The 26,299-nt window shown below is 68.8% G+C and carries 26 protein-coding genes; 7 read left to right on the forward strand and 19 right to left on the reverse strand.

Going from position 1 to position 26,299, the window contains the following annotated elements; genetic code table 11:
* Nucleotides 1-29 precede the first annotated feature (29 nt).
* The gene (locus ACZ50N_RS24325; RefSeq protein ID WP_133414583.1) at nucleotides 30-1,517 is read left to right on the forward strand and encodes a glutamate-cysteine ligase family protein; all 1,488 of its coding nucleotides are present in this window, start codon (nucleotides 30-32) and stop codon (nucleotides 1,515-1,517) included.
* Here the strand turns inward: ACZ50N_RS24325 and ACZ50N_RS24330 are convergent.
* Nucleotides 1,510-2,433: an alpha/beta hydrolase gene (locus tag ACZ50N_RS24330; RefSeq protein WP_464473986.1), complete on the reverse strand. Its 924-nt coding sequence runs from the start codon at nucleotides 2,431-2,433 to the stop codon at nucleotides 1,510-1,512. The two genes, ACZ50N_RS24325 and ACZ50N_RS24330, sit on opposite strands and share 8 nt — an antisense overlap.
* Nucleotides 2,434-2,541: 108 nt before the next feature.
* Here ACZ50N_RS24330 and ACZ50N_RS24335 point away from each other — a divergent pair, with 108 nt between their 5' ends.
* Nucleotides 2,542-3,192, forward strand: a complete 651-nt coding sequence (locus ACZ50N_RS24335) for a class I SAM-dependent methyltransferase (protein ID WP_073684473.1) — start codon at nucleotides 2,542-2,544, stop codon at nucleotides 3,190-3,192.
* Here the strand turns inward: ACZ50N_RS24335 and mftD are convergent.
* Nucleotides 3,189-4,355 (reverse strand): pre-mycofactocin synthase MftD, encoded by a 1,167-nt coding sequence (gene mftD / locus ACZ50N_RS24340; RefSeq protein ID WP_464473987.1) that lies wholly within the window; start codon nucleotides 4,353-4,355, stop codon nucleotides 3,189-3,191. The genes ACZ50N_RS24335 and mftD overlap by 4 nt on opposite strands.
* A 156-nt stretch (nucleotides 4,356-4,511) precedes the next feature.
* Between mftD and mftM the strand changes: the two genes are divergently transcribed.
* On the forward strand, nucleotides 4,512-5,384 hold the full coding sequence (mftM, locus tag ACZ50N_RS24345; RefSeq protein WP_464473988.1) for a mycofactocin oligosaccharide methyltransferase MftM: 873 nt from the start codon (nucleotides 4,512-4,514) through the stop codon (nucleotides 5,382-5,384).
* On the opposite strand, the gene ACZ50N_RS24350 is transcribed toward mftM, so the two are convergent.
* The 14 genes from ACZ50N_RS24350 to mrf form a co-directional block, all read right to left on the reverse strand.
* Entirely contained in the window at nucleotides 5,381-6,019 is a 639-nt protein-coding gene (locus ACZ50N_RS24350; protein WP_073684463.1) for a MadR family response regulator transcription factor, read from the reverse strand. The two genes, mftM and ACZ50N_RS24350, sit on opposite strands and share 4 nt — an antisense overlap.
* Nucleotides 6,016-7,365: a MadS family sensor histidine kinase gene (locus ACZ50N_RS24355; RefSeq protein ID WP_073684462.1), complete on the reverse strand. Its 1,350-nt coding sequence runs from the start codon at nucleotides 7,363-7,365 to the stop codon at nucleotides 6,016-6,018. Before ACZ50N_RS24355 ends, ACZ50N_RS24350 begins: the two co-directional genes overlap by 4 nt.
* 1 nt (nucleotide 7,366) lies before the next feature.
* Nucleotides 7,367-8,548 carry an iron-containing alcohol dehydrogenase gene (locus ACZ50N_RS24360; protein WP_048422574.1) on the reverse strand — a complete coding sequence of 394 codons (1,182 nt, stop codon included), beginning with the start codon at nucleotides 8,546-8,548 and terminating at the stop codon, nucleotides 7,367-7,369.
* Between the two features lie 67 nt (nucleotides 8,549-8,615).
* Entirely contained in the window at nucleotides 8,616-10,139 is a 1,524-nt protein-coding gene (locus ACZ50N_RS24365; RefSeq protein ID WP_464473989.1) for a VWA domain-containing protein, read from the reverse strand.
* A 3-nt stretch (nucleotides 10,140-10,142) separates the two neighbouring features.
* Nucleotides 10,143-11,264, reverse strand: coding sequence for an AAA family ATPase (locus ACZ50N_RS24370; RefSeq protein WP_464473990.1), 1,122 nt, complete (start codon nucleotides 11,262-11,264; stop codon nucleotides 10,143-10,145).
* A 1-nt stretch (nucleotide 11,265) separates the two neighbouring features.
* Nucleotides 11,266-12,558 carry an NDMA-dependent methanol dehydrogenase gene (mdo, locus tag ACZ50N_RS24375; RefSeq protein ID WP_046364053.1) on the reverse strand — a complete coding sequence of 431 codons (1,293 nt, stop codon included), beginning with the start codon at nucleotides 12,556-12,558 and terminating at the stop codon, nucleotides 11,266-11,268.
* 136 nt (nucleotides 12,559-12,694) lie between these two features.
* Nucleotides 12,695-14,068, reverse strand: a complete 1,374-nt coding sequence (locus ACZ50N_RS24380; protein WP_464473991.1) for a cation:dicarboxylate symporter family transporter — start codon at nucleotides 14,066-14,068, stop codon at nucleotides 12,695-12,697.
* A gap of 54 nt (nucleotides 14,069-14,122) precedes the next feature.
* Nucleotides 14,123-15,205 (reverse strand): ergothioneine biosynthesis PLP-dependent enzyme EgtE, encoded by a 1,083-nt coding sequence (gene egtE / locus ACZ50N_RS24385; RefSeq protein WP_464473992.1) that lies wholly within the window; start codon nucleotides 15,203-15,205, stop codon nucleotides 14,123-14,125.
* Nucleotides 15,202-16,167, reverse strand: a complete 966-nt coding sequence (egtD, locus tag ACZ50N_RS24390) for an L-histidine N(alpha)-methyltransferase (RefSeq protein WP_464473993.1) — start codon at nucleotides 16,165-16,167, stop codon at nucleotides 15,202-15,204. The genes egtE and egtD overlap by 4 nt, the downstream gene beginning before the upstream one ends.
* Nucleotides 16,167-16,856 (reverse strand): ergothioneine biosynthesis protein EgtC, encoded by a 690-nt coding sequence (gene egtC / locus ACZ50N_RS24395; protein WP_464473994.1) that lies wholly within the window; start codon nucleotides 16,854-16,856, stop codon nucleotides 16,167-16,169. The genes egtD and egtC overlap by 1 nt, the downstream gene beginning before the upstream one ends.
* A complete protein-coding gene (egtB, locus tag ACZ50N_RS24400; protein WP_133414590.1) occupies nucleotides 16,849-18,147 on the reverse strand; it encodes an ergothioneine biosynthesis protein EgtB in 1,299 nt (432 codons plus the stop codon). The genes egtC and egtB overlap by 8 nt, the downstream gene beginning before the upstream one ends.
* Complete coding sequence (gene egtA, locus ACZ50N_RS24405) at nucleotides 18,144-19,409, reverse strand: ergothioneine biosynthesis glutamate--cysteine ligase EgtA (RefSeq protein ID WP_464473995.1); 1,266 nt, start codon at nucleotides 19,407-19,409, stop codon at nucleotides 18,144-18,146. The genes egtB and egtA overlap by 4 nt, the downstream gene beginning before the upstream one ends.
* 128 nt (nucleotides 19,410-19,537) lie before the next feature.
* On the reverse strand, nucleotides 19,538-20,200 hold the full coding sequence (locus tag ACZ50N_RS24410) for a sensor domain-containing protein (RefSeq protein ID WP_073684589.1): 663 nt from the start codon (nucleotides 20,198-20,200) through the stop codon (nucleotides 19,538-19,540).
* Nucleotides 20,201-20,212: 12 nt separating this feature from the next.
* Complete coding sequence (gene mrf / locus ACZ50N_RS24415) at nucleotides 20,213-21,376, reverse strand: ribosome hibernation factor-recruiting GTPase MRF (RefSeq protein ID WP_073684588.1); 1,164 nt, start codon at nucleotides 21,374-21,376, stop codon at nucleotides 20,213-20,215.
* A gap of 98 nt (nucleotides 21,377-21,474) precedes the next feature.
* On the opposite strand from mrf, the gene rpmB reads away from it, so the two are divergent.
* Genes rpmB through rpsR form a run of 4 tightly spaced genes read left to right on the forward strand, consistent with a single transcriptional unit; the run spans nucleotide 21,475 to nucleotide 22,413 of the window.
* The gene (gene rpmB, locus ACZ50N_RS24420) at nucleotides 21,475-21,711 is read left to right on the forward strand and encodes a 50S ribosomal protein L28 (RefSeq protein WP_464469843.1); all 237 of its coding nucleotides are present in this window, start codon (nucleotides 21,475-21,477) and stop codon (nucleotides 21,709-21,711) included.
* Nucleotides 21,711-21,878 (forward strand): 50S ribosomal protein L33, encoded by a 168-nt coding sequence (gene rpmG, locus ACZ50N_RS24425; RefSeq protein WP_046364040.1) that lies wholly within the window; start codon nucleotides 21,711-21,713, stop codon nucleotides 21,876-21,878. Before rpmB ends, rpmG begins: the two co-directional genes overlap by 1 nt.
* Complete coding sequence (gene rpsN, locus ACZ50N_RS24430) at nucleotides 21,878-22,177, forward strand: 30S ribosomal protein S14 (RefSeq protein ID WP_073684586.1); 300 nt, start codon at nucleotides 21,878-21,880, stop codon at nucleotides 22,175-22,177. The genes rpmG and rpsN overlap by 1 nt, the downstream gene beginning before the upstream one ends.
* Complete coding sequence (gene rpsR / locus ACZ50N_RS24435; protein WP_464469841.1) at nucleotides 22,174-22,413, forward strand: 30S ribosomal protein S18; 240 nt, start codon at nucleotides 22,174-22,176, stop codon at nucleotides 22,411-22,413. The genes rpsN and rpsR overlap by 4 nt, the downstream gene beginning before the upstream one ends.
* Before the next feature lie 65 nt (nucleotides 22,414-22,478).
* On the opposite strand, the gene ACZ50N_RS24440 is transcribed toward rpsR, so the two are convergent.
* The 3 genes from ACZ50N_RS24440 to ACZ50N_RS24450 form a co-directional block, all read right to left on the reverse strand.
* Complete coding sequence (locus ACZ50N_RS24440; RefSeq protein WP_464473996.1) at nucleotides 22,479-23,921, reverse strand: catalase; 1,443 nt, start codon at nucleotides 23,919-23,921, stop codon at nucleotides 22,479-22,481.
* 86 nt (nucleotides 23,922-24,007) lie between these two features.
* Nucleotides 24,008-24,457 carry a hypothetical protein gene (locus ACZ50N_RS24445; protein WP_046364044.1) on the reverse strand — a complete coding sequence of 150 codons (450 nt, stop codon included), beginning with the start codon at nucleotides 24,455-24,457 and terminating at the stop codon, nucleotides 24,008-24,010.
* A 97-nt stretch (nucleotides 24,458-24,554) separates the two neighbouring features.
* Entirely contained in the window at nucleotides 24,555-26,249 is a 1,695-nt protein-coding gene (locus ACZ50N_RS24450; protein WP_464473997.1) for a dihydroxyacetone kinase subunit DhaK, read from the reverse strand.
* Between the last annotated feature and the right edge of the window lie 50 nt (nucleotides 26,250-26,299).

Genomic DNA, 26,299 nt, shown 5'->3' on the forward strand with positions numbered 1-26,299 from the left:
TGCCGCCCGATCGCGGGCGATGGCGTTGAATGGCTGTCGTGGGCGAGGAACTGACGCAGACCGAGTTCACTCGCGAGCATCGCCGCGAGTACCGGCGCAAGGTGCAGCTGTGCCTCGACGTGTTCGAGACGATGCTGGCGCAGTCCAGCTTCGACTTCGAGAAGCCGCTCACCGGCATGGAGATCGAGTGCAACTTGGTCGACGCCGACTATCAGCCCGCGATGAACAACTCCGAGGTGCTCGCCGCGATCGCCGATCCCGCGTATCAAACGGAGCTCGGCGCCTACAACATCGAGTTCAACGTGCCACCGCGCCGGCTACCCGGCCGCGCGGCACTCGACCTCGAGGGCGAGGTGCGGGCCAGCCTGAACGCCGCGGAGGCGAAAGCCAACAGCGACGGTTCGCACATCGTGATGGTCGGCATCCTGCCCACGCTGATGCCCCAGCATCTGTCCGGGCACTGGATGAGTGAGTCGACCCGCTATCAGGCGCTCAATGACTCGATCTTCACCGCGCGCGGTGAGGACATCGACATCGACATCCACGGTCCGGAACGGCTGAGCCTGCAGACCGCCTCGATCGCCCCCGAATCTGCCTGCACCAGTATGCAATTGCACCTACAGGTGTCACCCGGCGACTTCGCGAACAACTGGAACGCCGCCCAGGTGCTGGCCGGGCCGCAGCTCGCGCTGGGCGCCAACTCGCCGTACTTCTTCGGCCACCGGCTGTGGGCCGAAACGCGCATCGAGCTGTTCGCCCAGGCCACCGACACCCGCCCCGACGAGCTGAAGACGCAGGGGGTGCGGCCGCGGGTGTGGTTCGGGGAACGGTGGATCACCTCCATCTTCGATCTGTTCGAGGAGAACGTGCGGTACTTCCCGTCACTGCTGCCCGAGCTGTCCGACGAGGATCCGGTCGCCGAACTCGCCGCCGGCCGGACACCGACGCTGTCGGAGCTGCGGCTGCACAACGGCACCATCTACCGCTGGAACCGGCCGGTGTACGACGTGGTGGCCGGCCGCCCGCATCTGCGGGTGGAAAACCGCGTCCTGCCCGCGGGGCCGACGGTGGTCGACATGATGGCCAACGCGGCGTTCTACTACGGCGCGCTGCGGGCGCTGTCCGAGGAGGACCGCCCCCTGTGGACCAAGCTGAGTTTCTCGACGGCACAGGCGAATTTCGAGGCTGCCGCCCAGTACGGTCTGGACGCGCGCCTGTACTGGCCGGGCGCTGGCGAGGTCACCCCCGACGAGTTGGTGCTGCGGCATCTGCTGCCGTTGGCCGACGAGGGGCTGCGCCGCTGGGAGGTGGCCGCTGAGGTGCGCGACCGCTACCTCGGGGTGATCGAGGGCCGCGCCAAGTCGGGCCGCAACGGCGCGGTGTGGCAGACGGCGGCGGTGGCGGCTCTGCAGGGTCACGGTATGAGCCGGCCGGCGGCGCTGGCCGAGATGCTGCGTCTGTACTGCGAGCGCATGCACTCCAACGATCCGGTGCACACGTGGGAGCTGCCTACGTGATCGCGCGCAGGTGTTCGCGGTAGAAGTCAGCCAGTCGATCGACGGCCTGGTCGACGTACTCCGGGACGTCGTACATCTCGTAGTGACCGGCACCCTCGATGACCATCAGGTCGATCGGATTCGGCGCCATCGCCCACAGTGTCATGCCCGCCTCGTAGGACATGGTCACGCCCCGGCGCCCGGCGACGATGACCTGTAGAGGCTGGGTCAGCAGCCGGTCCACGAGGTGGAACGCGTCGTAGCCGATCAGCAGCGCATCGCTTCGGGCCAGCCGCCGGTTCGTCGACCGCGGGTGCCCGCCCCGCGGCGTCCGGTAGTACTCGATCGCCTGGGTGTTGTCGATGTCGGTGACGCCCGCGGCCACGGCGTCCTCGGCGGTGTCGGGTAACCAGTTGAGGCGGTCGAGCCGGCCGGTCCGGACCTCGCGGGTGCGCTCTGCCGCAAGACGGTCGAGTGCCGCAGCGGGGCCGTCAGGGGCGAAGGCCGCCGACCGCCAGCTCTCACCCAAGTTGCCCGCGACCACGGTGCCGACCGCGCGGATGCGGTGATCGGTGCGCGCGGTGTGCACGGCGTAGCCACCGCCGGCGCAGATGCCGAGCACCCCGATGCGCCCGGGATCGATCTCGGGCACCCGTTGGAGCGCATCGATGGCGAACGAGATGTCCTCGCCGCGACGGTACGGGTCTTCCAGATCCCTGGGCGTCCCGCCGCTCTCTCCCTGATACGCCGGATCGAAGACGAGAGCGGCGATGCCCCGGTCAGCCAACCGGGACGCATAGTTGGCGCCGATCTGCTCCTTCACGCTGCTGCCCGGGGTGGAGAGCACCACCGCCGGAAACGATCCCTGGTCGTCGGGTAGGTGGAGCAGACCCGCGAGGTCGAAGGAGCCGCGGGGAATGGTCAGGGGCCTGATCATGGTCGGTCCGCCTTTCAGTGGCCGGTGTTGCCTTCTTCAAGCCTCGGGCGCGGCCGGATCTTCCCGCTCGGCGCGTAGCTTGTGGTCATGACCGACAACCTCCACGACATGGACTGGGACAGCGCATATCGGGGCGAAAGTGATTTCGCCGCTGAGCCACCGTGGAACATCGGTGAGCCGCAGCCCGAACTCGCGGCCCTGATCGACGCGGGGCGGGTGCGCAGCGAGGTACTCGACGCCGGTTGCGGCCATGCCGAGTTGTCGCTGGCGCTGGCGGCGCAGGGCTACACCGTGACCGGGATCGACCTCTCCCCGACCGCCATCGCCGCTGCGACGGCGGCGGCGCAGGAGCGCGGCCTGACCGGCGCGACGTTCCTCGCCGCGGACATCACGTCCTTCACCGGGTTCGACGGCCGGTTCTCGACGGTGATCGACTCGACGCTGTTCCATTCGCTGCCGCTCGAGGGCCGCGACGGCTACGTGCAGGCGGTGCACCGCGCCGCAGCACCGGGCGCGACCTACTTCATCCTGGTGTTCGCGCGCGGCGCGTTCCCGGCCGATGTCGAGCAGAAGCCCAACGAGGTCACCGAGGACGAACTTCGCGACGTCGTCGGCAAGTACTGGGACATCGACGAGATCCGGCCGGCCTTCATCCACGCGAAGATGCCCGCCGAGGTTCCTCTGCCGCCGCACGCCCGCGACGACAAGGGCCGGGCGAAGATGAGCGCGTTCCTGCTCACCGCCCACAAACCGGCTTAGCCGCCCAGGTCTCTCCGAAAGGCCGGGGGCACAATGACACTCGTGGCCTCCAACTCCTGAATGGAGGACAACCCGAGCCCCAGCAGTGCCGAATCGATGCCGCCGCGCAAGATGTCGAGGACGTTCTCGACACCGGCCTGCCCGCCGGCCGCCAGGCCCCACAGGTAGGCACGCCCGATCATCACCGCTCGGGCGCCGAGCGCCACCGCCTTGACGACGTCGGAGCCGCGGCGGATCCCGCCGTCGAGCACGATCTCCACGTCGTCGCCGACCGCCTCGGCGATGGCCGGCAGCGCGCGGATCGGGGCCGGTGTGCCATCGAGGTTGTTGCCGCCGTGGTTGGACACCGAGATCGCGGTGACGCCGGCGTCGACCGCCCGCCGAGCGTCGTCGACGCGCATCACCCCCTTGAGCATGAACGGGCCGCCCCACTGCTCCCGCAGCCAGGCGATGTCCTCCCAGGTCGGCAGCGGTGTCTGCATCCATTCGCCGTAGGCACCGAAAAAGGTCGGTGCCGCACCGCCGTCGGCGAGATTCGGCGCGGTCAGGTCGGGTACCCGCCCCGTCTTCGCGAACTCGAGAAGCCAACGCGGCCTGCGGATTCCCTCCGGCGCGAACCGCATCATCGCCTTGAGGTCCATCCGTTCGGGGATCGCCGGGCTCCCCCAGTCCCTGCCGTTGGAGAACGACCAGTCGGTGGTGATGATCAGACCCACCGCACCTGCGCTCCGCGCACGTTCCATGCGGGCCAGCAGCTTGTCGAGGCCACCGGTCCAGTACATCTGGAAGAACGTGGCCGGGTTGGCTGCTGTGACCTTTTCGATGGGCTTGCTCGCGAACGAGGACAGACCGATCGCGGTGCCGCGCGCCGCGGCCGCGCGCGCCACCGCCACCTCCCCGTCCGGGTGCACGGCCTGCACACCGGTCGGCGAGATCAGCACAGGCAGCGAGATCGCCTGCCCCATCACCGTGGTCGCCATGTCCCGCTTACCGGACAGGCCCGCCACGTGGGGCGCGAAACCCAGCTCGGCGAAAGCGGCGGTGTTGTCCGACACCGTCACACCCTTCTCCGAACCTGCGACGAGTGCGCTGTAGACGCTGGGCGGCAAACGCTTTCGGGCTCGTCGCTGCGCGTCGGCGACGGTTTCGAACCAGGCGGCCATGGTGACTCCTTCACATCTCGTTGCCGTCAACGCTAGAAGCAGGAACGGCTCAGAAGAACTCACCGATCGGGCAGTAGCCACCCACCCGGGCGGACCTCACATCGCGCCCGATCGGGGCACGCGAATCCCCCGCACCGCCTCCTAGCGTTGTCGAACATGCAAGCAGCGCAACTCGATCCGCTGGCACCGTCACCTCGGGGACTGTGGAGAGGCCAGCACATCCGGGTCAGCCGCCGGCGCGGCCCGCATCGGCCCCACCGCAGCTCGGCGACGGTGTGCGCCGGCCGGTTCTGTGTGCAACGTCGCGACGATCTGCTCTCCGTCGAGCACGATCTGAGCCCCGCCGAGCTCTCCGATGCACTGACATCGCTACTGACCGAGTACCTGGTCGACACCGAGATGCTGCGCGGACAAGCCGAATTCGAGTTGGTGTTCACGGGTGTGGTGCGCTCGACCGTCGACGGGAGCCTGGCGTCGTGGCTGCGGTTCTATCGCAACTCGCTGCGCGCGCTCGAACGGGGCGACACCGCCTTCGGGCCCATCCACGCCGAAGCGCAGGCACAGGTGCGAGGGGATCGGCTGCTCGATCTGGGCTCGTGCTTCGGCTTCTTCCCGCTGCGCATGGCGCGCCAGATCGACGTGACGGCAACCGATCTCAACGGCTCGACGATGCGGCTGCTGACCGCCGTCAGCCCGCGATTGCAGCGGCCGTTGACCACGCTGGCCTGCGATGCGACGGCCGTGCCGCTGCCGTCAGGCAGTGTCGACACCGTCACCGCGCTGCACCTGATCGAGCACGTCCCGGACGGCGTGATGATCGCCGTCTGCGATGAAGCCCTGCGGCTGGCACGCCGCCGCGTGGTGATCGCAGTCCCGTTCGAAGACGAGCCGCGGGAGTGCTACGGCCACGTGCAGCGGTTCGACGTGCCCCGGATGCAGCGGCTCGCCGACGACCTGATGCGCCGGCACCCGACCGTCAGCGCGCGCACCTTCGAACTGCACGGCGGTTGGCTGATCCTCGATCGCTAGATCAGACCCCGCTTGCTCGCGGCGTACACCGCCTCGGCGCGCCTGCTCACCTCGAGCTTGCGCATGATGTTACTGACGTGGAACTTCGCCGTGGTCGCGGAGATGTAGAGCTTCTCGCCGATCTTGTTGTTGGACAACCCTGCAGCCAGGAGTCGGAGCACCTCCACTTCCCGGTCGGTGAGCTGCGCCTTGGGTTCACCGCGTCCTGACAGGGACCGGACCACCGCTGCGGCGCTGCGTGAATCGAACGCGCTGTCTCCGGCCGAAATGGCGCGGATCGCGCGCACCAGCTCGGTGGTGTCGACGTCTTTGACCACATAGCCGCGGGCACCGGCGTGCACCGCCCGCACCACCAGGTCCTCGTCGAGGAACGTGGTGAGGATCAGCAGGCCCAGATCCGGATACGCAGCGGAGAGCTTGCCGCACAAAGTCAGTCCCTCGAACTCCGAACCCGCCGACAGCTTGAGGTCCAGCAGGACCACGTCGGGAGACGTGGCGCGTACGACGGCCTCCGCCTCGGTCTCCGAGGCGGCCTCGCCGACCACGACGAGGTCGTCGGCACGTTCGAGGACCGAGCGCAGGCCCTGACGCAGGATCGCGTGGTCGTCGACGAGGACCAGCCTGATGGGTGTCATGGCGTCCGGCTTTCTGCGAGATCCGTTGCACGATAGGGAATGCGGGCCACGACGCGGACGCCGCCGAGGCGGGAGCGGTACACGCCGAAGGTGCCTCCGTGCCCGGCCGCACGTGCGGCCATGTTGGCCAGGCCGCGGTGCCGGCCGTCGACATCGGCGGCCTCGGCCATCCGCAGCATCAGGCGGAGCTTGTCCGGGTCACCGGTGCCGTCGTCGGCGATCGAGAGCGAGACCGCATCCTGCCGGTAGGTCAGCCGCACATTGGCCCGGGTGGCGTGACCGTGCATCGCGGTGTTGAACAGCGCCTCCCCCGCGATCCTCAGCAGCGCGTGCTCGACATCGCTGGGCAGTTCACGGGCATACCCGTCGACGCGCAGCGTGACCCGCAGATCCTCGGGCATGTGCACGGTGGCGAGCTGGCCGAGCATCGCAGCCAGACTGGACCGTTGCGCGTCGGCGGGCTGGTTCAGCGCATAGATCGCCGAACGCAACTGCTCGGTGGCCGACCGGGTGAGTTCCTTGGCCAGGTCCAACCGACCCGCCAGTTCGTCTGATTGCGATGATATTTCGCTGCGACAGACCTCGATCTGCATGCCGGCGGACAGCACCGTCTGCGCGACGCTGTCGTGGAGCTCCCGCGCGATGCGGTGACGTTCGGAGTTGAGCACCTGGTGGCGCTGGACCGCCCCCAGTTCACGCTGGGTGGCCAGCAGCTCGGCGTTGCGCGCCTCGGACTGTGCCAGCAGGGACACCGATTTGGTGAACAGCGCCGAGTTCTGCAGCGCCACGGCGGTCTGGCTGGCGAGGATGCGCATCACCATCGCGTCGGTGCCGTCGAGCGTCCGGTGGGGCGGAGTCCAGGCCGCGAACGCTCCGATCACCGTGCCGTCGAGTTCGATCGGTACATGCGCGTGCTGCTTCTCGATCACCGGGAGCCGGAACGCGGCGAGCTGTCCCCGCAGGATGTCGTTGAGCCGGTTGAGGACCGCGTCGGGCAGCGCGGCCCCCGGATCGCGGGCGTCACACAGTCCCTCGAACGCATACGACACTCCCCCGGAATCCAGGATCAGATGCCGCACACTGGCTTCGGGCAGCGCGCCGTCGGCCAGGGCGAGCAGCACCCAGTCGGCGTCCAGGGTGGCGCGGGCCGCCTCTGCCACGGCACGGACGAGCTTCTCGGGGCCGTCGATCGTCTGCACCAGCGCGCGCGAGATGGTGTCCAGCGCCACCATCACCCGATCCAATCGCGCTGCGGTGACTCGCAATTCGGAGTAGAAGCGGCCTTTGCCCGAACGCAGCCCGGTGAGCCTGGCCAGGTCCGGCGGCCCGGCGTCGGCGGCGGTCATCTCACATCGCCGCCTGGAACAGGGCGTGCATCTGGGCCACGTCGGCGGGTCGCGGGTTGGTGCTCATGCAGGCATCCGACAGCGCGGTCTCGGCCAGCCGAGGCAGGTCCTCGGGCTGCACTCCCAGTTCGGCGAGCCCGCGGGGCACCCCGACGTCGCGGGCCAGCGCGTCGATGCGATCGGCCAGCGCCAGTGCCGCTTCGACCGCCGGCGCCCCCTTATCGGCCACCCCGAGGAAGGTCGCGATGGTCTTGTACGGCTCGGGGTCGGCTTCGGCGTTGAACCGGATCACGTGCGGCAGCAGCACGCCGTTGACGACGCCGTGCGGCAGGTCGAGCAGTCCGCCCACCTGGTGGCTCATCGCGTGGGTGGCGCCCAGGATCGCGTTGGTGAAGGCCAGCCCCGCCTCGAGCGCGGCCTGCGCCATCAGCACGCGCGACGACATCTCGTCGGGCCGGGAGAGGGTGTCGGCCAGGTTGTCGGTCACCATCTGCACGGCCCGCAGCGCGTGGTGATCGGTGAGCTGGTTGTGCCCCAGCGAGACGAACGCCTCGATGCCGTGGGTGAGGGCGTCCAGGCCGGTGGCGGCGTTGAGCCAGTCCGGCATCGTGGTCAGCAGCCGCGGGTCGATGACGGTGATGTCGGGCACCAGCGCCCGGCCGAGGATCGTGATCTTGGTGTTGCGGGTGGTGTCGGTGACGATGCAGAACTGCGAGACGTCGGCGCCGGTGCCGGAGGTGGACGGCACGACCACCAGCGGCGGGATCGGCATCTCGGCCTTGTCCACGCCTTCGTAGTCCAGGATGTCGCCGCCGTTGGCCGCCAGGATCGCCACGCCTTTGGCGGCGTCGATCACCGATCCGCCGCCGACGGCCACCAGCACGTCGCAGCCGTACTCGGCGTAGCGCTCGAAGCCCGCGGCGATTTCGTGGTCTTTGGGGTTGGGCGTCAGGTCGTGCCACAGCCGCGTCGCGATGCCCTGCTCGGCGAGGTGGCCGACCATCTCGTCGGCCCAGCCGGCCTCGATCAGTCCGGGATCGGTGACCAGCATCGGCCGCATCGCGCCAAGCCGCATCGCCGCGTGGGCCGCCTCGACCATCGAGGACACCCCGAACACGATCTCGGGGGCGTGGAACTTCAGCAGCCGTGACTCGACCGCCGTGTGCGTGTGTCCTGTCGTCATTTCGCCTCGCCAACCCGGGCCGCGGTCACGTGGTGCGATCGCGCGTTTTCAGGGTACGACCCATGCCTCACCTGCCCACGGCTTCCGCCGCGAATTCGTGGGCGGCGCTTTCCAGGCCCGTCAGGTCGGCCACCACCCGGACCCGGTCGCAAAACTCGGCGTAGCGGGGTAGATCGCAGCTGCCCAGGCCCCAGGAGTAGCGCGGTTCTGGGGTGAGCCACACGGTTTCGCGCGCGCGGCGGGTGATCTCCTCGAAGGCCGCGAGGTTGGGGTCGCGGCCGTTCGTGCGGCCGTCGCCGAGTACCAGCACCGTGGTGCGCCGGGTCACCGCCGACGAGTGCTCGGCGAGGAAGTCGACGAAGACGCTGCCGTAGTCGGAGTTCGCCGCCGTGTCGATCACGTCCCCGCCGAAGATCTGGCCCAGCGCCCGGTCACCGGGCTGGTCGCGGAACAGCTCGGTGGTCTCGGCGATGTCGGCGACGAAGACGAACGACCTGACCTGGGTGAACAGGTCCTGCAGGCCGTGCACCAGGCTCAGGGTGAACCGTGACGTCGCCCGCACCGACAGGCTCACATCGGCCAGCACGACCAGCCTCGGCCGGTCCTCGGCGCGCCGCACGGTGACGGGCATGAACGGCACACCGTCGAAGCGCATGTTCCGGCGCATCGTCTGACCGGAGTCGACACGTCCCGCGGCAGCGACCCGTCGCCGGTGGGTCAATGCGCCGTGCAGCGTGCGGGCGAGCCGGCGCAGCGAGTCCTCGAGGTCGGCTCGTTCGGCCTCCCCGATCCGGTCCACCCGGGCCTCGCGCCGCTCACGCGTCTCGACGATCGCGGTCTCCAGCGCCAGCAGCGCCTCGAGGTGACGCTTGAGCGCCTGCGGCAGATTCTCCAGCACCCCGGCCAGCCGCCGGCGCAGCGCAGCCGCATCGTCGCCGTCGCCGGCCTGATCCCCGAATTCGCCGTCCAGCCAACCCAGGAGCGCCTCCTGCTGGGCGATGGTTAGCTCGGCGTCGACAGCGGTGCCTGCCGATGTCGACAGGGTGCCCACGGTCGATGCACCGTGCAGCCGGTCGGTGGACAGCTGCACCCGATAGGCATCGTCGGCGCCTGCGCGAGCCTGATCGCTGAACGCTATCTCGTCGGTCAGGGCCGCCAGGTCGATCTTGTTGGCCTCCTGATGCAGGTTGTAGCGCTGCGCGAGGTCCTCCTGTTTGAAGTAGTCACGGATACTCGACGGCTTGCCGTGCTCGTGACCCTGCTCCGGGGTCTCACTGGGTTGCTCTGAGAGCGTGAAGGATTCGAGCTGCCCGGTGTCGACGAGGTCATCGTGGGCGTGGGTGTGCCCGTGCCCACGGTCGTCGCCTCCGACGCGCACGAGGCTGAAGAACGCATCGAAGATCTCGTCGAAGATCGGTCCGTCCCGCTCGTCTTTGACCAACGCCACCCGCAGTGCGGTGCGCAGGACAGCCCGGGACGACAACACACCGGGCTGCCCAGCGCACCGCATCGCGTCAGTCACCTCGGGGATCGAGACGCGCACCCCGCCGAGGCGGAGCAGCCGGACGAACCGGTGCAGTGTGGCTTCCATCGGTCACAGTGCCCGGCGTCGGCCCAAGGTCGCGGTCTCTGACCTTTTCGGGGTGCCGTAGTAGCCGTCGGTGAAGCGACCGGGTTTGTCCTTGGCCAGTCGCGCGGCCCGGCCGTCGTCCCCGTGGTCGTGGTCGTGATCGTGACCGTGCGGATGGTCATGATCGTGGTGGTGGCCGTGATCGTGGTGGTTGTGCTTGTGTTCCGACACTGTCGCATTCGGATCGACCAGGCGCGGCAGCGCATCCAGCGCTTTGCGGACGTCCTTGTCGTACTTGACCACCACCGACACCGTGTCCGAGAGCACCTGGGCCGACAGGTCGTCCACACCGAGCACGGCCAGGGTGCGCGCCCAGTCGATGGTCTCGGAGATGCTGGGTGCCTTGCGCAGTTCCAGTTCGCGGAGCCCACGTACCACCTCGACGAGCTGGGTGGCGAGCGCATCGGAGAGCCCGGTGTTCTTCGACTGCACGATCTGCAGTTCCCGTTCCGCCGCCGGGTAGTCGAGGAACAGGTGCAGGCAGCGTCGTTTCAGGGCCGCCGCCAGGTCGCGGGTGTTGTTCGACGTGAGGATCACATACGGCGCGTGGTTCGCGGTGAACGTTCCCAGCTCGGGGACCGAAACCTGGTATTCCCCAAGCAGTTCGAGCAGCACCGCTTCCAGTGCCTCGTCAGCGCGGTCGATCTCGTCAATCAGCAGCACCACCGGTTCGTCGGACCGCACCGCCTCGAGCAGAGGTCGCGGCGCCAGGAAACGGTCGGAGAAGAACACGCTCTCCTGGGTCCCGATGCGCTCGACAGCCTCGTCGAGGTCCGTCGCATCGGCCACCAGCTGCCCGATCTTCTCCCGCAGGATCTGGGTGTACAGCAGCTGCTTGCCGTAATCCCACTCGTAGAGCGCCTTGGTCTCGTCCTGGCCCTCGTAGCACTGGAGGCGCAGCAGCCGCCGCCCGGTGGCTGCCGCCAGCACCTTGGCCAACTCGGTCTTCCCGACGCCGGCCGGTCCCTCGATCAGCAGCGGCTTGTCGAGACGGGTCTGCAGGAACACCGTGGTGGCCAGGCGCTCGTCGGCGACGTATCCCTCGCCGGCGAGCGCCTCGCGCACCTGCTCCACCGAAGTCAACATGTCAGGGCAGCAGCTCGTCGAGGCTGCCGTTCATGCAGTGCTCGACCACCGGACGCACGGTGTCGAACGTGCACTCCTTGGCGTTGCCCGGCGTGCAGGCGTCGCCGAGTACGTGGTTGGTGATGCGGTCGACGTCAGCCTTGTCGCCCTTGATCACCGGCGCGTTCTCGTAGAACTTGGTGGGGCCCTTGCCCAGTCGGTTCTTGGAGTAGCTGTCCTGCTTCACGTCGACGAAGCGCTCGATGATGTTCACATCGCGCAGCAGTCGGATCGCCGCGGCCAGCGCCGCGTCGGCGGCCTGCACGTCGGTCATGCCGTAGGTGTCCACACCCATCGCCTGGGCGATGTCGGCGAAGCGCTTGTACGCCACCGGCATGTTGAACGCCCATACGCGCGGCAGCGCGATCGCGTTGTTGAGGCCGTGGTGGGTGTCGTAGAAGGCGCTGACCGCGTGGGAGATCGAGTGGATGATGCCGAGACCACCGGAGTTGAAGGCCTGCGCGGCGATGTACTGCGCGTACATCATGCCCTCGCGGCCCTTGAGATCCGTTCCGTTCCAGGTGGCTTCGCGCAGGTTCTCCGCGGTCAGCTTGATCGCGCGGATCGCGTTGCCCAGCGACGGTTCGAAGTTCAGCCGGGACACGTACGGCTCGGAGGCGTGGGCGAGCACGTCGAAGCCGCACTGGGCGGTGTAGTCGACGGGGCATTCGTAGTACAGCACCGGGTCGTCGACCGCCAGCGTCGCCACCGAGGCGTCGTCGAACGCGACGTACTTGTGCGGGTTGTCCGGGTCGGTGGTGGTGTCGGTGATGACGTAGGCCCACGAGGTCTCCGACCCGGTGCCCGCGGTGGTGGAGATCGCGATGTGCGGCGGGTTCTTGGGGTTCTCGCTCTTGTTGAAGCCCTCGAAGTCGTTGACGTTGCGGCCGTCATGGGCGATCGAGATGCGGGCGCCCTTACAGGCGTCGTGGGTGGAGCCGCCTCCGATGGAGATGAAGCTGTCGCACTCGTTCTCCTGGTACAGCTTCACCGAGTCCATCACGTTGTAGTCCTTGGGATTGGACTCCACCTGGTCGTAGACGACGACCTCGAGGCCGTGCCACTTCAGCGACTCGGCCATGTTGTGCACGATGTCGGTGCCGCGCAGGCCCGAGCTCATCAGCAGCACCCGCTTGAAGCCCATCTTGAGGGCCTCCGGGCCGACCATCTCATGCGCGCCGGGCCCCATCATGGCGCGAGGGAAGGGGTGAAACTCCTTGATGGGGAAGGGCTTCAGAAGATCTTCGACCTTCATGGCGGGGTCCTCTCTGCGGTGCTCGACGGTGGTGTCGGGGACCACCATGGCACGGCAGATGTGAGCTGGAGAACAGCTCACGGGCACAACCGAATCGTCGGGCAGCGCAAGTGCGGACGGGCGGGCAGGGCCCCACCTATCCGGTCGGAGAGGTCTCCTTGGGCCGGTCGCTGGTGTCGTGGTCGTCGACCATCGTGGATTCGTCGAACGGACGGTTCCCGTCGAGCACGTCGCGCAACCGCTCCTCGTCGACGCTGTGCGTCCAGTGCCCCACCAGCAGGGTGGCGACGGCGTTGCCGGAGAAGTTGGTCAGCGCCCGCGCTTCCGACATGAACCGGTCGATGCCGACGATGATCCCGACGCCGTCGAGCAGCTCGGGTCGGTGGCTCTGCAGGCCGGCGGCCAGCGTGGCCAGCCCGGCGCCGCTGACACCGGCCGCCCCCTTGGACGCGACGATCATGAACGCGAGGAGCCCGAGCTGTTCGGGGATGGACAGCGGGTCACCCAGTGCGTCGGCGATGAATAGCGAGGCCATGGTCAGGTAGATGGCGGTGCCGTCGAGGTTGAAGGAGTAGCCGGTGGGCACGACGATGCCGACGGTCGCGGGTTTGACGCCGGCGTGCTCCATCTTCGCGATCAACCGCGGCAGCGCGGATTCCGACGACGACGTCGCGACGATCAGCAGGTACTCCCGCGCGAGGTACCGGGCCAGCTTGAACACCGACACCCGCGCCACGGTCCACAACAACGCGCCCAGCACGCCGAAGACGAAGATCACGCACGTCAGATAGAAGGCGGCCATCAGCACCCCGAGCTGGATGACCGCTTCGAAACCGGTGTCGCCGACCACCGCGGCGATGGCGCCGAAGGCACCGATCGGTGCCAGCCACAGCACGCCGATCAGGATTTTGAACACCAGCTTCTGCAGCGCCTCGATGCCGCGCAGCAGCGGCTCCCCGGTGGCGCCCAGCGACTGGATGCCGAAGCCGACGAGCAACGCCACGAACAGCGCTTGCAACACGTTGCCCTCGGTGACCGAGGAGAACAGTGTGGACGGGATGATGTTGGCGATGAAGTCCATTGTGCCGCCGGCAGATTCGGCTTCACCGGCCAGCTCGACGCCCTTGCCGGGATCGTTGGGCACGTTCAACCCGGTGCCGGGGCTGATGATGTTGCCGACCACCAGGCCGATCGCCAGCGCCACGGTCGACATCACCAGGAAGTAAGCGATGGCCAGCCCGCCGACCTTGCCCACCGCGGTCGCGGCCTTCACCTTGCCGATGCCCAAGACCACGGTGCAGAAGATGACCGGGACGATCATCATCTTGATCAGCTTGACGAACAGCTCCCCCAGCACCCCGAGCGATCCGGCGACCTCGGGGGCCACCAGACCGACGATGATGCCGGCGATCACCGCGACGATCACCATGATGTAGAGCCAGTGCGTCCGGTCGCGCTTCTTCCCGGACTTCTCGGGTGTGTCCGGTGTGTCGGCCTCGGCGGCGGTCATCGTGGCGTCCCCCTCCAGTGATGGTGCAGCAGGGATAACCAGAAGTGCGCCGTGTCACACCCGCGTGACGGCCACCAATGCCTCGACGAGCGTCCCCAGGTCGTCGTCGGTGACGTCGACGTGCGGTGAGACGCGCAGGGCGGGACGCGTCATCTCCTTCGGCGCGCGCTCGACGCCGATGAACGTGGTGAGGATTCCGTGCTGGACGATCAGGTCCGCGCGCACCGCCGCGGCGTCGACGCCGTCGGGCGGGGTCAGCGTCGTGATCGCGCTCGGTTCGTCGACGTTCTCTCGCACGTGCCAACCCGGCACGTCGGCCAGCGCACGGCGGGTCTGCGCGCCGACCTCGCGCAGCCGGGCCTGGATGTTCGCCGGTCCGGCGGCGACGTGTTCGCCGATGGCCACCGAGAACCCCACATGGTTGGCGACGCTGGTTTCGGCGTGCGCGATCCGCGCCTGCATGTCCTCCGACAGCAGCCCGGGTCGCGTGGCGAGCACGCCGACGCCGCGCGGTCCGGCCGACCACTTCCGCGACGACGAATAGATCGCGTCGGCCCCGATGCCTGTGCAGTCGAGGTGCGCGAAGCCCTGCGCCGCGTCGACGATCAGCGGCAGGCCCTGACTGCGACACGCGCCTGCGAGCTCACGTGCCGGTTGGACCACCCCGCTGTGGCTGCCCAGCATCGTCAGGTGCACCAGCGCGGGCGGGTCGTTGGACAGGACCGCGCCGACGGCGTCGAGGTCGAGCCGCCCGAATCCGTCGACGGGCAGCTCGCGGATCTCGAAGCCGTGGCGGGCCATGATCGCCAGGTTCGGACCGTACTCGCCGGTCAGACACGCGATCACACGATCGCCCGCCCAGTCGGAGAGCAGGATGTCGAGCGCATTGTTGGACCCCGTGGTGAAGAACACCTCTGCATCGGCCATCCCGGCCAGCGCCTGCATCGCCGCGCGGCCCGCGTCCACCACCGGTGCCGCCGCGACGGCGGCGACGTAACCGCCGACCTCCGCCTCATGCCTGGCGTGCTGCGCCGCAGCCTCGAGGGCTGCCACACTCTGGCGCGAACACGCGGCGCTGTCCAGGTGCACGCCGGCCGCCGGCGGGCGCGCGGCCCGCCACTGCTGCGCGAGTGTCACTTCACCGCCAGCGACAACCCGAAGTCGCCCGCCTCGTCGGTCCACCACTGCGTGCGGGTCAATCCAGCCGCCCGCAGTTCGGCGTCCACGCCGGCCGGCCGGAACTTGCACGACACCTCGGTGAGCATCTCCTCGCCGTCGGCGAAGTCGACCGACAGCTCGAGCGCCGGGATGTGCACCCGCTGCGCGCGATCGGAGCGCAGCCACATCTCGATGCGTTCCTCCTCCGCGTTCCACCGGGCGACATGGGTGAACGCGGAGGCGTCGAAATCTGCCCCGAGTTCCCGGTTCACCACGGCGAGCACGTTGAGATTGAACCGCGCCGTCACCCCGGCGCTGTCGTCGTAGGCGCGGACCAGCCGCTCGGTGTCCTTGACCAGATCGGTGCCGAGCAGCAGGGTGTCACCGGGCTGCATCATCGCCGCGACCGACGAGAGGAACTCCGCGCGCGGGCCTGCGGTCAGGTTGCCGATCGTGGAGCCCAGGAACGCCACCAGGCGCCGCCCGGTGGCCGGGATCTTGCCCAGGTGCTCCTCGAAATCACCGCACACGGCGGCGATCTCGATGCCCGGGTACTCATCGGAGATCGCTGCGCCCGCAGCTTCGAGCACCGTGGCGTCGACGTCGAACGGGATGAACCTGCGCAAGGCACCGCGCTCACGCATCGCGTCGAGCAGCCGCCGGGTCTTCTCCGAGGTCCCACTGCCCAATTCCACGAGCGTGTCCGCTCCCGAGGCGGCAGCGATCTCCCCTGCCCGCGCGGTGAGGATCTGCGCCTCGGCGCGCGTCGGGTAGTACTCCGGCAACCGGGTGATCTGATCGAATAGATCACTGCCGACCGAGTCGTAGAACCACTTGGGCGGCAACGACTTCGGGTCGCCGGTGAGCCCGTCGCGCACATCGCGGCGCAACGCGGCCTCGGCGGCGTCTGCGGCCAGGTAGTTCTCCAGCGAGAAAGTCATCACGATCCTTTCAACGGTGAGAGGTCGACGTGGTGGCCGATGACCTCGACAAGATGGCGGTCGGGAATCTCCTGCCACGCCGGATCATCGTCATAGGGTTCGCTCGCCAGCACCACGCCGTCAGGTCTGCGCAGCACCGACAGGGTGTCGCCCCAGGTGGTGGCCAGCAGTCGAGAACCGTTACCCGCCACGATGTTCAGCCGGGCATTCGGGTCGTCGGCGGCGATTGCGGCCACGGTGTCTCCGAGCGCATCCAACCCCCGCTCGAAGATGAGGGCGGCCAGTAGCGCACTGTCGTTGGTCGACTCGGCGTGCGGTGACAACGGCAGCACCGCGCGATCGACGAGCCCGTTGTGCGACAGCAACCACGTCCCGTCGGTGAACGGCGCCGACGCAGAGGGTTCGATCGGCATTCCGACGCTGGCCGATCGGACCGCGGCGACCACGCACGAGCTGCTCAGCGCCGGCGCCACCGACGCGAACGACACGTCACCCCACAGCGGCGCAGCGCTGCGCCACCGTCGCGGGTTCGTGCCGTCGAAAAACCCTGCGCCCCAGCCGTCGGCGTTCATCAGCCCGTGCTTCTGTCGGCGGGGTGCATACGACTGCACCAGTAGCGCGGACGGCGGCTCGAGCATCAGCGAGGCCACCGTCACCGGCTGGCCCAGCCAGGCCAGGTGCCTACACATCCCAGGCCAACCGCACACCCGAGAAGATCTGCCTGCGGATCGGGTGGTCCCAGTTCCGGAAGCTCGGCCGCAGGATGCCGGGTGCCACCGCCCACGACCCGCCGCGCAGCACGCGATAGTCGCCGGAGGTGATGCCGTCGAAGAACGGGCTCGAGTACTGCTCGTACACCATCGGCGTGAACCCCGGCCACGGCCGCAACGTCGAGGTGGTCCATTCCCACACGTCACCGAGCATCTGTTCGGCGCCGTAGGCCGACGCACCGCCGGGGTAGGCGCCGACCGGAGCCGGCCGCAGCGCGTCACCACCGAGGTTGACCCGCTCGGCCGACGGGGTGTCCGAGCCCCACGGGTAGCGCCGGCGCCGGCCGACCTCCGGGTCCCACGCGCATGCCTTCTCCCACTCGATCTCGGTGGGGAGCCGGGCACCGGCCCACGCCGCGTACGCCTGCGCTTCGTGGAAGTCGACGTGCTGTACGGGCTCGTCGGCGGGGATGTCCTCGATGTGGCCGAAGCGGGTGCGGGTGCCGGCCAGTGTCCCGGTGTTCCAGAACTGCGGCGCGATCACCCCGGCCTGCTGACGATGGGCCCACCCGGCGTCCGTCCACCAGCGGCGCTCGTCGTATCCACCGTCGTCGATGAACTGCTGCCATTCGCCGTTGGTGACGGGCACCCGGCCGATGCGGAACGCGGGAACGTCGACCGTGTGCGCGGGCCGCTCGTTGTCCAAAGAGAAAGGCTCCGCGGCCGGGTCGACGCCGAGCACGAACTCACCGGCCGGCACCTCGACCCATGTGCCGGCCAGCCCGGGGCGACCGGCGGGCAACGCGGCGCCGCGGTCCAGCAGCGGGGCGCCCGAGCGCAGGTTCAGGGCCTGCAACATGGTCTCGTCGTGCTGGTTCTCGTGGCTGGCCACCATCCCGAACGTGAACGCCTCGGGGTGGTCGTCGGGCAGCGCATCGAGAGCGTCGAGCACCTTGTTGCGCACCGTGGCGCAGTAGGCGCGCGCGTCGGCGGGCGGCAGCAGCGGCAGGTCCACCCGGCTGGCCCGCGAATGCACGAACGCGTCGTAGAGCTGATCGACCTGGCGGGTCAGCATGCCCGGGCGATCGGGGTTGCCGCCCCGCAGCAGCCACAGCTCCTCCTGCTGGCCGATGTGCGCGAGGTCCCAGACCAGCGGGCTCATCAGGGGGTCGTACTGCCGACGCACCTCCGCGTCGTCGAAATCGACCAATCGCAGGGTGCGGTGCCGGGCGGTGGTCAGTTCCTCGGCCAGGAGCTCGCGGGTCGTCACAGGTCCCCTTCTGCCATCTCGGTGATCGCCGTGGCGATGCCGGAACTGACCACGCGGTCGGCGAAGTCGTCGGCGGCGCAGCGGCCTCGCTCGACCGAACGCACCAGTAGGTCCATCGATTCCGTCAGCTCCGATGGCGCCCGCTCGGCGGCAGCGGTCACACAGGTCAGCGCCGCCGCATGCAGGTGTCGATCGGCCAGACCGATTCGCGCCGCGCGATCCCATGCCGTCGCGACTTCCTCGGTGGCTTCCGCGGCGATGTCGGCGGCGGCCGGATCGTCCAGCAGGTCCGTCAGTGTCCACGCCACCGCGGGCCACAACGCGTCCGGCACGCTGTCCAGATAGCGGATCTCCATGAAGCCGCGCGGGCGCACCGGCGGAAACAGCGTGGTCAGGTGGTAGTCGAGGTCGGCCTTGGTGGGCCGCCGCCCGCCGAGCAGCACCCGCCCGTCGGCCCAGTCCGCGAACGGCACCCATTCCGTGACCGGCTCAGGGTCCGGACTGTTCACCAGCATCACCGGCGCACGCAGCGCATACCGCGCCCAATCGCTGGCCGGGTCGTCGCCGCTGGCGCCGAGCACGGGCCCGCATCGTGCCGAGTCGAGTTGCCCCCACACCCGCTGCCGGGAGGACTGCCAACCGGTGAAGCCGCCGCCGAGCACCGGCGAGTTCGCCGCGACCGCGATCATCGTGGGGCCGAGAGCGTGCGCCAACCGGACCCGCTGCGCCCACTGCGACCGCGGCCCCGCCTCGAGGTTGACCTGGATCGACGCCGTGGACGTCATCATCGCCGCGCCGGCCTCCCCGGTGCCGCTGGTCTCGAAGAAGCGCTCCATGGCCTGGTACCGGCCGCCCGGGTTGACCCGGCGCGGCGGGCGCAGCGGATCAGCGCCGAGGAGTACCAGTCCGAAGCCGGCCTCGCGGAAGACCGAGCGCAGCGCAACGCGATCCGCGCGCATCGCCGCGATCGCGGCGACGGGATCGGCCGCAGGAGGACCCGACAGTTCGACCGCCCCTCCGGGCTCCACGGTGACGACGCTGCCGCCAGGGAGCGACGGCAGCGTCGCGATGGTCGCGGTCAGCTCGTCCCAGCCGGGACGGCGCTGCGGATCGGCCAGGACGAAGCAGTGCGCCTCGACCTCCAGCCCCACCCCGCCGACCGGCCCGTCGACCAGGCAGCTCGCCACGAGACGTTCGGCGGCGGCTTCGGCGCTGGTGAGGGTGTTGCCGTGGGAAACGTCGCACGGCATGGTGCGGGCCATATCAGCCCCCTCTTTCCATCGTTGACGATCTGCGTGACGAGTCTTCCCTTTTATCTTCCAGACCGCACCGACAATTCCCCCCTCGGCGGCGTGACACACCTATGACGTGCCCATCCGGGCGTGCAGCGTTACTGGCCGAGGGTGTTCTGCATCGCGCCGGCGAGCACGTTGACCGCGGGTCCGCCGTTGCCTGATTGACAGACCTTGGCCTGCAGCAGCACGTTCTCCCGCAGCCGGGTGGTGACGAAGCACCGCCGATCGGCTCCGATCTCCTGCTTGACCCAGTCGGCCTGGTCGGCGCCGGCGGGCCCGCCCGTGAAGCTCCACACCTGGGTGGCGCCGTTGTCGAGATGCATCGCTGTGGTCTGGCCGCTGCAGCCGACGGTCCGATCGACGACGCGGTGATACGCGCGGCCGGCGGCCTCGGGCGTGGCGAAGACGCCGACCGCCTGTTTGACGAAGTGCGTCATGTCGGATGGGGATTCCTGGGCCGTCGCGCCGTTGAACGCGGCGAGGTCGGGATCGAGGTACACCTCGGGCAACCCGATGTCGGCCCAGTTGTTGCAGACCGGATTGTCGACCCAGTACGCCTGGAACGGCGCCGTGAACGTCGACTCGACGCCCAGACGCGCGCCGACGATGTTGCCGACGGAACCCTTGTTGAGCACCGCGTAGTTCACCACTCCGGGCTCGGACGGCCGGGCAGCGGCGGGCGCGGCCGACGTGACGGTCAGAGCCAAACTGGCGGCGGCGATGCAGCCTGCAGCGACGGCTTTCACCTCACCGATCATGCCAGTCGGGGATCACCCTTCCGCGCCGCTCTCCTCCTCGCCTGCGGACGTGGACACCGCTTCGCCGCACGGGTCGGCATGCCAGTCGCCGAAAGGGTCGGCGTAGCCGGACCATTCGTGCTCACGGCTCATCTCGTCATCGGTCAGCAAGGCGTCGTTCAGCGCTCGCGTGATGTCCCGGTCGCCGGCCCCGCAGGTAAGCACTGCCAGCGAGGTGTGCCGATCGCCGTGGCGCGGGTCCCACATCAGAGCCGCCATCGCACGGCGTTCCGGATTGACGTAGGCGGCCTCGCGAGAGGTCATCGCCGCCAACCATTTTCCCGCGTTCGTCACCAACAGGCCGCCACCCGCGGACTCCAACCACATCACCCGGTCGGGCCGGTTGGCCACCCAGAGCCGACCTCGGCTGCGCACCACGCCGTCGAGCAGCACGTCGAGCGCGTCGTGCAGGCGGTCGGGATGGAATGGGCGCCGAGCGGTGAACTCGACCAGCCCGACGCGACCGTCGGGGTCCAACGGTGGTTGACCGGCGAGCAGCGAGGCATGCGGATCGTCGCCGCGACCGCGTCGTGCATCCGATTCGAGGTGCGCGAGGGCGAGTTCCAGACGGTCGGCGCCGACGGTGATGCGGGCGCGTGGGGCGAGCCTGCGAACGACGGCGAGCGTCTCGCGATCCGGGGCCGACAGAACGGCGACGTCGGCGAACTCGACCTGTCCGACCACGACCTGCGCCACGGTCCGTCCGTCGGCCAATTCGTCCTCACCGAGCGCGTGGGGCAACCAGGTGTCCGTGTCGACGGCGGTGAGCACAGCGGCGACCGACAGCTCACTCGCGGCGGTCGAGTGCGCGATCGCGGCGCAGACGGGTGCGGGTTCCAGCCACGGAGCCAGACGCACGACGATGCGCTCGACGCCGCCGCGGCGGTGCAGGTGGCACAGGTGGGCCAGCAGGTCCTCGCGGACGGTGCAGGACAGGCAGCAGTTGGTCAGCTCGAGCACCGCGTCGGCCTTCACGGTGATGCCGCGCTGGATCGAAGTGGTGGTGCGGTGCACCACGTGCCCGTCGAAGTCGTGCTCCACCGCCAGCGTGCCCGGTCGCTCGAGCAGTACTCGAGTGATCTCGGCTGTGCCGGCGGCGCTGTTGTGGCCGGCCACGACGATGACGGGGGTGCGCATCGACTGACTCCTTATCGGGAATGATTTTCAATAAAGACGCGTTCACGCTACAGTCCAGTCCGCATCTTGTCGAAAACGATTTCCATTAAGGAGGCGCCATGTCGGCTCACTGCCAGGTCACCGGCCGCGCACCCAGCTTCGGCAACGCGGTGTCGCATTCGCACCGCCGCACTCGTCGGCGCTGGGACCCCAACATCCAACGCAAGACCTATTACCTGCCGTCAGAAGGTCGCCGAATCACGTTGCGCGTCAGCGCAAAAGGCATCAAGACCATCGACCGTGACGGCATCGAATCGGTGGTGGCCCGCCTCCGCCGGGAAGGGCAGAAAATCTGATGGCACGGAGTACCGACATCCGTCCCGTGGTAAAGCTCCGCTCGACAGCGGGCACCGGCTACACCTACGTCACGCGCAAGAACCGGCGCAACGATCCCGACCGGATCGTCCTGCGCAAGTACGACCCCGTCGCGCGCCGGCACGTCGATTTTCGCGAAGAGCGCTGATGGCCAAGAAATCCAAGATCGTCGCCGACGCCCGGCGCCGCGAGGTGGTGGCTCGCTACGCCGAGCGCCGTGCCGAACTCAAGGAGATCATCCGCACGGGTGAACCTGACGAAAAAGCGTCAGCCCAAGCAGAACTCAGTAAGCAACCGCGCGATGCGAGCCCGGTGCGGCTGCGCAACCGCGACGCGGTCGACGGCCGGCCCCGCGGCCATCTGCGCAAATTCGGGCTCTCGCGGGTCCGGATGCGCGAACTCGCCCATCGCGGTGAGCTGCCGGGTGTGCGGAAGGCGAGCTGGTGAAGCGGTCGAGGCGGGTACTCGAGCCCGCGAAGAAACGTCGGAACCTGTTGTCCTCGCTGGGAATCGAGGCCGTCGACTACAAAGACACCGCGACGCTGCGGCAGTTCCTGTCCGAGCGCGGAAAGATCCGGTCGCGATCGGTCACCGGCATCACGGTTCAGCAGCAGAAACAGGTCGCCACGGCGATCAAGAACGCTCGCGAGATGGCGCTGCTGCCCTACCCGGGCCAGCGCTGACGCCGAGTGCACGGTTTCTGACGCGGCCGCGAGGTTCTCGTCAGAAACCGTGCACTCGCGACGCGTCACGCGCCCCGCACGCCCTCTTCGACCTTCTTGCCAAGGTCCGGATCGACGTTGCGCCAGTACTCGAACACCCGGGACAGCACCGGCTCCTTCACACCGTCGGAGACATGCCCGACGATGTTCTGCACCAAGCGATCTCGCGCCTCGTCGTCGAGAACCTCGCGCACGAGAGTGCCGGCCTGGCCCCAGTCGTCGTCCTCGGCGCGCAACGCATACGCCGCGCGCACCATGTCGCCATCCGACGCCCAGTGCACCTCGGACGCCCGCCGCGGGTCGGCTTCGGGCCCGCCCATCGAATTGGGCGCGTACACGGGATCTGTGACGTTGCGGATGCGCATGGGCCCGTCCTTGGAGTAGGCGCGCACCTCCACTTTCGGCTCGTTCACCGGGATCTGCTTGTAGTTGACCCCGAGGCGGTGCCGATGCGCGTCGGCGTAAGAGAAGCCGCGCGCCAGCAGCATTTTGTCGGGTGAGAGCCCAGTGCCCGGCACGACGTTGTTCGGTTCGAACGCGGCCTGCTCCATCTGGGCGTGGTAGTCGACGACGTTGCGGTTGAGCGTCATCTTCCCGACCTGCTGCAACGGGTAGTCGCTGTGCGGCCACACCTTCGTCAGGTCAAAGGGGTTGAAGCGGTACGTCTTCGCGTCCTCGAACGGCATGACCTGCACGTGCAGCGTCCACGTCGGGAAGTTGCCGTCCTCGATCGCGGTGAACAGGTCCCGCTGGTGATAGTCGGCATCTTCGCCGGCCAGCCGGTCGGCGTCCTCCTGGGTGAGGTAGTCGATGCCCTGGTCGGTCTTGAAGTGGTACTTCACCCAGAAGAGCTCGTCGTCGGCGTTGACCCAGCTGTAGGTGTGGCTCGAGTAGCCGTTCATGTGCCGCCACGACTTCGGGATGCCGCGGTCGCTCATCAACCACGTGACCTGGTGCGCCGACTCCGGCGACAGCGTCCAGAAGTCCCACTGCATGTGGTGGTCGCGCAGGTTCGACGCCTGCATCCGCTTCTGGCTGCGGATGAAGTTCTGGAACTTCATCGGATCTCGCAGGAAGAACACCGGGGTGTTGTTGCCGACCATGTCGAAGTTGCCCTCCGACGTGTAGAACTTCAGCGAGAACCCGCGCGGATCACGCCAGGTGTCTGGGCTGCCGCGCTCACCGGCCACCGTCGAGAAGCGGGCCACCATCTCCGTCTTGGTCCCCGGCTGCAGGAACGCGGCCTTGGTGAACGCGCTGACGTCATGGGTGACCTCGAATTCGCCGAAGGCACCGCCGCCCTTGGCGTGGGGCTGGCGCTCCGGGATGCGCTCCCGGTTGAAGTTGGCCATCTGCTCGAGCAGGTAGTGGTCCTGCAGCAGGATTGGCCCGTCCGGGCCGACGGTCAGCGAGTGCTCGAGGCTGGGGACCGGGGCACCACCGTCGGTGGTCGCGTACTTGTCAGACATCTACTCTCCTGAAGCTGCCGAGCGGCTGCCGGGCTGCGCCGCCGTCTTGTCGCCGCATACCCAGAAGCCGGAGAAACCACCCGCGTTCATGGACGCGGCGGCGCCGGTGTGTCGGGCTCCCCCGGTGTTCCGCCGGGCCGCGGGATCTCGATGATCTGTCCCGGGCCGAAGGGGCCGGAGAACGACGGACCGCGCTGGAAGCCTCCGGGCGGACCCATTGGGAACATCGACGCGCCGGGCCGCATCATCATCTCGTGGCCGCGGTCGTAGTCCCGGTGGTTGCCGACGGCCTTGCCGGTGAAGAAACCGGCGCCGAAGATCACGACGACGATGAACAGCGAGCCGGCGACGATACCGACCCATGCCGCGACCTTGGTGAGGCGGCTGGATCGCTCGACGTAGACGGTGTTCTGCGGCGTCGGGGCGGGCTCGGTGTAGGCGGGCGGCGGCGCGAAGACGGGCCCCGTGGCGGGCTCGTTCTGGTCGGGCGGGGGTGACGATGACTGCGGTGCCGACGGTGGCGGTGTCTCGCTCATGCGCACGATCCTGCTCCACAACGCGCAATGCCGGTTAGGCGTTGCCTGAGAATTGCGTATGAGGTCGGGTTCTGCGAGCAGCCGCCGGCCACCCGGGTCACGCCTCAGGCAGCAGGTCCGCCAGTGCGTCGTCGACGTCGGCGGAGCCACCGCCGACGGTCTGCCACAGCAACGCGGCCAACCACGCAATCGCCACAGCACCGGCATCGGGCTGGCCGATCGCGCGTTCTCCGACGTAGGCGGCCCGACCCCGGCCGGCGACCATGTCCGCGGTCGAGGCGGCCGCCGCGATTCCCGCCAGCACCGATGCCTCGTCGAGCGCAGTCACGCCCCGCGTGCGGGCGTCCTCGACGATGGCAGCCAGCGGATCGACCAATGTCCGGTCGCCAGGCTCGGCACCGCCTGCCCGCTGCACGGCTGTCAACGCATCGGCGAGTCCGGCGAGCACCGCGCCGCTGAGCCCCTCGGACCGAGAATCCTCGGCACGGGACGACACCCCGCCGAACACCAGCCCCAGCAGCGGTCCGCTCGACCCGCCGACGTCATCGAGGAACGCGTCGGCGAGATGTCCGAGATCGGCCACCACGTCGTCATCGCCGTCCCCGCGCCGCACCGCGTGCCCGATGCCGGCCGAGAGGTTGTCGCCGAAGTCGCCGTCGCCGGCTGCCTGATCCAGCGCGTTGAACCGATTTCGCAGTCGCTCGGTTCGGCTCGCCACATCCTGCAGCCACGGCGACGCTGCCTCGGATGCGTCGTCGTCGGAGGCGACGCCGCGCAGCGTCCGGATCCCCGGAAACGGTCGGGGTCGGGGCAGCCCGGGGGTGCCGTGATCGGCGTACCAGTGCGGCAGCCAGGCCGGGTCGGCGTCGACCACCGTCAAGCTGACGCCCCGCATGTCCAGGGCCGTGCAGTACGCACCCACGACCAGGCTGCGCACCGTCAGGCCGCGGTCGGTCAGGGTCCGGGCAGCGGCGTCACCGACGTGTAGCAACTCGAGCTGCCCTGTTCCGCCGAGGCCGTTGACCAGCACCAGCACTCCGTCCGGTGCCGAGAGGTCGGCGGTCAGCGCGTCTACCATGGTGCCGACCAGCCCGTCGAGGTCGGCGGCGTCGATGCTCTCGCGTGCGGGCTCCCCGTGGATGCCGACACCGAACTCGAGCGAGTCCGGCCTCACCTCGAAGGCGCGGCCGCCGTCTCCCGGGCTGCGGTGGGCCTCCGCGGCGATCGCCACGGTGCGCGATCGCGCCACGATGTCGCGTCCCAGCGCGGCCAGGTCCGTCAGGGACATCCCGTCGTCGGCGGCGGCACCCAGCACCTTCTCGACGATGACCGTCGCCGCGGTGCCCCGCCTGCCCACCTTCCCGGCGTCACGCGAACCCCAGTCGTCGTCGACCAGAACCTGCTCCACCGGGATGCCGTCGGCCCGCAACCTCTCGGCGGCGATGTTGAAGTTCAGGACGTCGCCGGTGTAGTTCTTCACGATCTGCAGCACGCCGTCCGGTCTCGCGACCCGGCTGCACGCCGCGTAGATCTGCCGATTGTGCGGGGACGTGAAGATCTCACCCGGACAGGCTGCGTCCAGCCCGCCGCGGCCGACGAATCCGCCGTGCATCGGCTCGTGACCCGCGCCCCCGCCGCTCACCAGCGCCACTCTCCTCGCTTCGGCGGGCGAGTCGCTGTACAGGAACGGCGGGTCCTCGGAAAAACTGACGCCGTCTCCGGCGACCATCGACAGGCCCGAGAGTCCCGCACTCGCTCGCCTGGACCTCTCCGCGATGAACAGTACGGACATTGGTCACTCCCTTCCCGCGCGATCACATCCGCCATGGACATCATGTCCGG

This window comes from Mycolicibacterium obuense (genome assembly GCF_055397605.1).

Coding starts and splice junctions, on each gene's coding strand:
- mftD (WP_464473987.1), bottom strand. CDS start 4,355: ATGGCCGCCTGGTTCGAAACCGTCGCCGACGCGCAGCGACGAGCCCGA.
- ACZ50N_RS24355 (WP_073684462.1), bottom strand. CDS start 7,365: ATGACCGCCGCCGACGCCGGGCCGCCGGACCTGGCCAGGCTCACCGGG.
- egtA (WP_464473995.1), bottom strand. CDS start 19,409: ATGGCCCGCACCATGCCGTGCGACGTTTCCCACGGCAACACCCTCACC.
- ACZ50N_RS24365 (WP_464473989.1), bottom strand. CDS start 10,139: ATGGAAGCCACACTGCACCGGTTCGTCCGGCTGCTCCGCCTCGGCGGG.
- ACZ50N_RS24380 (WP_464473991.1), bottom strand. CDS start 14,068: ATGACCGCCGCCGAGGCCGACACACCGGACACACCCGAGAAGTCCGGG.
- rpsN (WP_073684586.1), top strand. CDS start 21,878: ATGGCCAAGAAATCCAAGATCGTCGCCGACGCCCGGCGCCGCGAGGTG.
- ACZ50N_RS24335 (WP_073684473.1), top strand. CDS start 2,542: ATGGACTGGGACAGCGCATATCGGGGCGAAAGTGATTTCGCCGCTGAG.
- mftM (WP_464473988.1), top strand. CDS start 4,512: ATGCAAGCAGCGCAACTCGATCCGCTGGCACCGTCACCTCGGGGACTG.
- ACZ50N_RS24450 (WP_464473997.1), bottom strand. CDS start 26,249: ATGTCCGTACTGTTCATCGCGGAGAGGTCCAGGCGAGCGAGTGCGGGA.
- mrf (WP_073684588.1), bottom strand. CDS start 21,376: ATGCGCACCCCCGTCATCGTCGTGGCCGGCCACAACAGCGCCGCCGGC.
- egtC (WP_464473994.1), bottom strand. CDS start 16,856: ATGTGTAGGCACCTGGCCTGGCTGGGCCAGCCGGTGACGGTGGCCTCG.
- ACZ50N_RS24325 (WP_133414583.1), top strand. CDS start 30: ATGGCTGTCGTGGGCGAGGAACTGACGCAGACCGAGTTCACTCGCGAG.
- ACZ50N_RS24440 (WP_464473996.1), bottom strand. CDS start 23,921: ATGTCTGACAAGTACGCGACCACCGACGGTGGTGCCCCGGTCCCCAGC.
- ACZ50N_RS24370 (WP_464473990.1), bottom strand. CDS start 11,264: ATGTTGACTTCGGTGGAGCAGGTGCGCGAGGCGCTCGCCGGCGAGGGA.
- ACZ50N_RS24445 (WP_046364044.1), bottom strand. CDS start 24,457: ATGAGCGAGACACCGCCACCGTCGGCACCGCAGTCATCGTCACCCCCG.
- ACZ50N_RS24360 (WP_048422574.1), bottom strand. CDS start 8,548: ATGACGACAGGACACACGCACACGGCGGTCGAGTCACGGCTGCTGAAG.
- rpmG (WP_046364040.1), top strand. CDS start 21,711: ATGGCACGGAGTACCGACATCCGTCCCGTGGTAAAGCTCCGCTCGACA.
- ACZ50N_RS24410 (WP_073684589.1), bottom strand. CDS start 20,200: ATGATCGGTGAGGTGAAAGCCGTCGCTGCAGGCTGCATCGCCGCCGCC.
- egtD (WP_464473993.1), bottom strand. CDS start 16,167: ATGACTTTCTCGCTGGAGAACTACCTGGCCGCAGACGCCGCCGAGGCC.
- mdo (WP_046364053.1), bottom strand. CDS start 12,558: ATGAAGGTCGAAGATCTTCTGAAGCCCTTCCCCATCAAGGAGTTTCAC.
- rpmB (WP_464469843.1), top strand. CDS start 21,475: ATGTCGGCTCACTGCCAGGTCACCGGCCGCGCACCCAGCTTCGGCAAC.
- ACZ50N_RS24330 (WP_464473986.1), bottom strand. CDS start 2,433: ATGATCAGGCCCCTGACCATTCCCCGCGGCTCCTTCGACCTCGCGGGT.
- ACZ50N_RS24350 (WP_073684463.1), bottom strand. CDS start 6,019: ATGACACCCATCAGGCTGGTCCTCGTCGACGACCACGCGATCCTGCGT.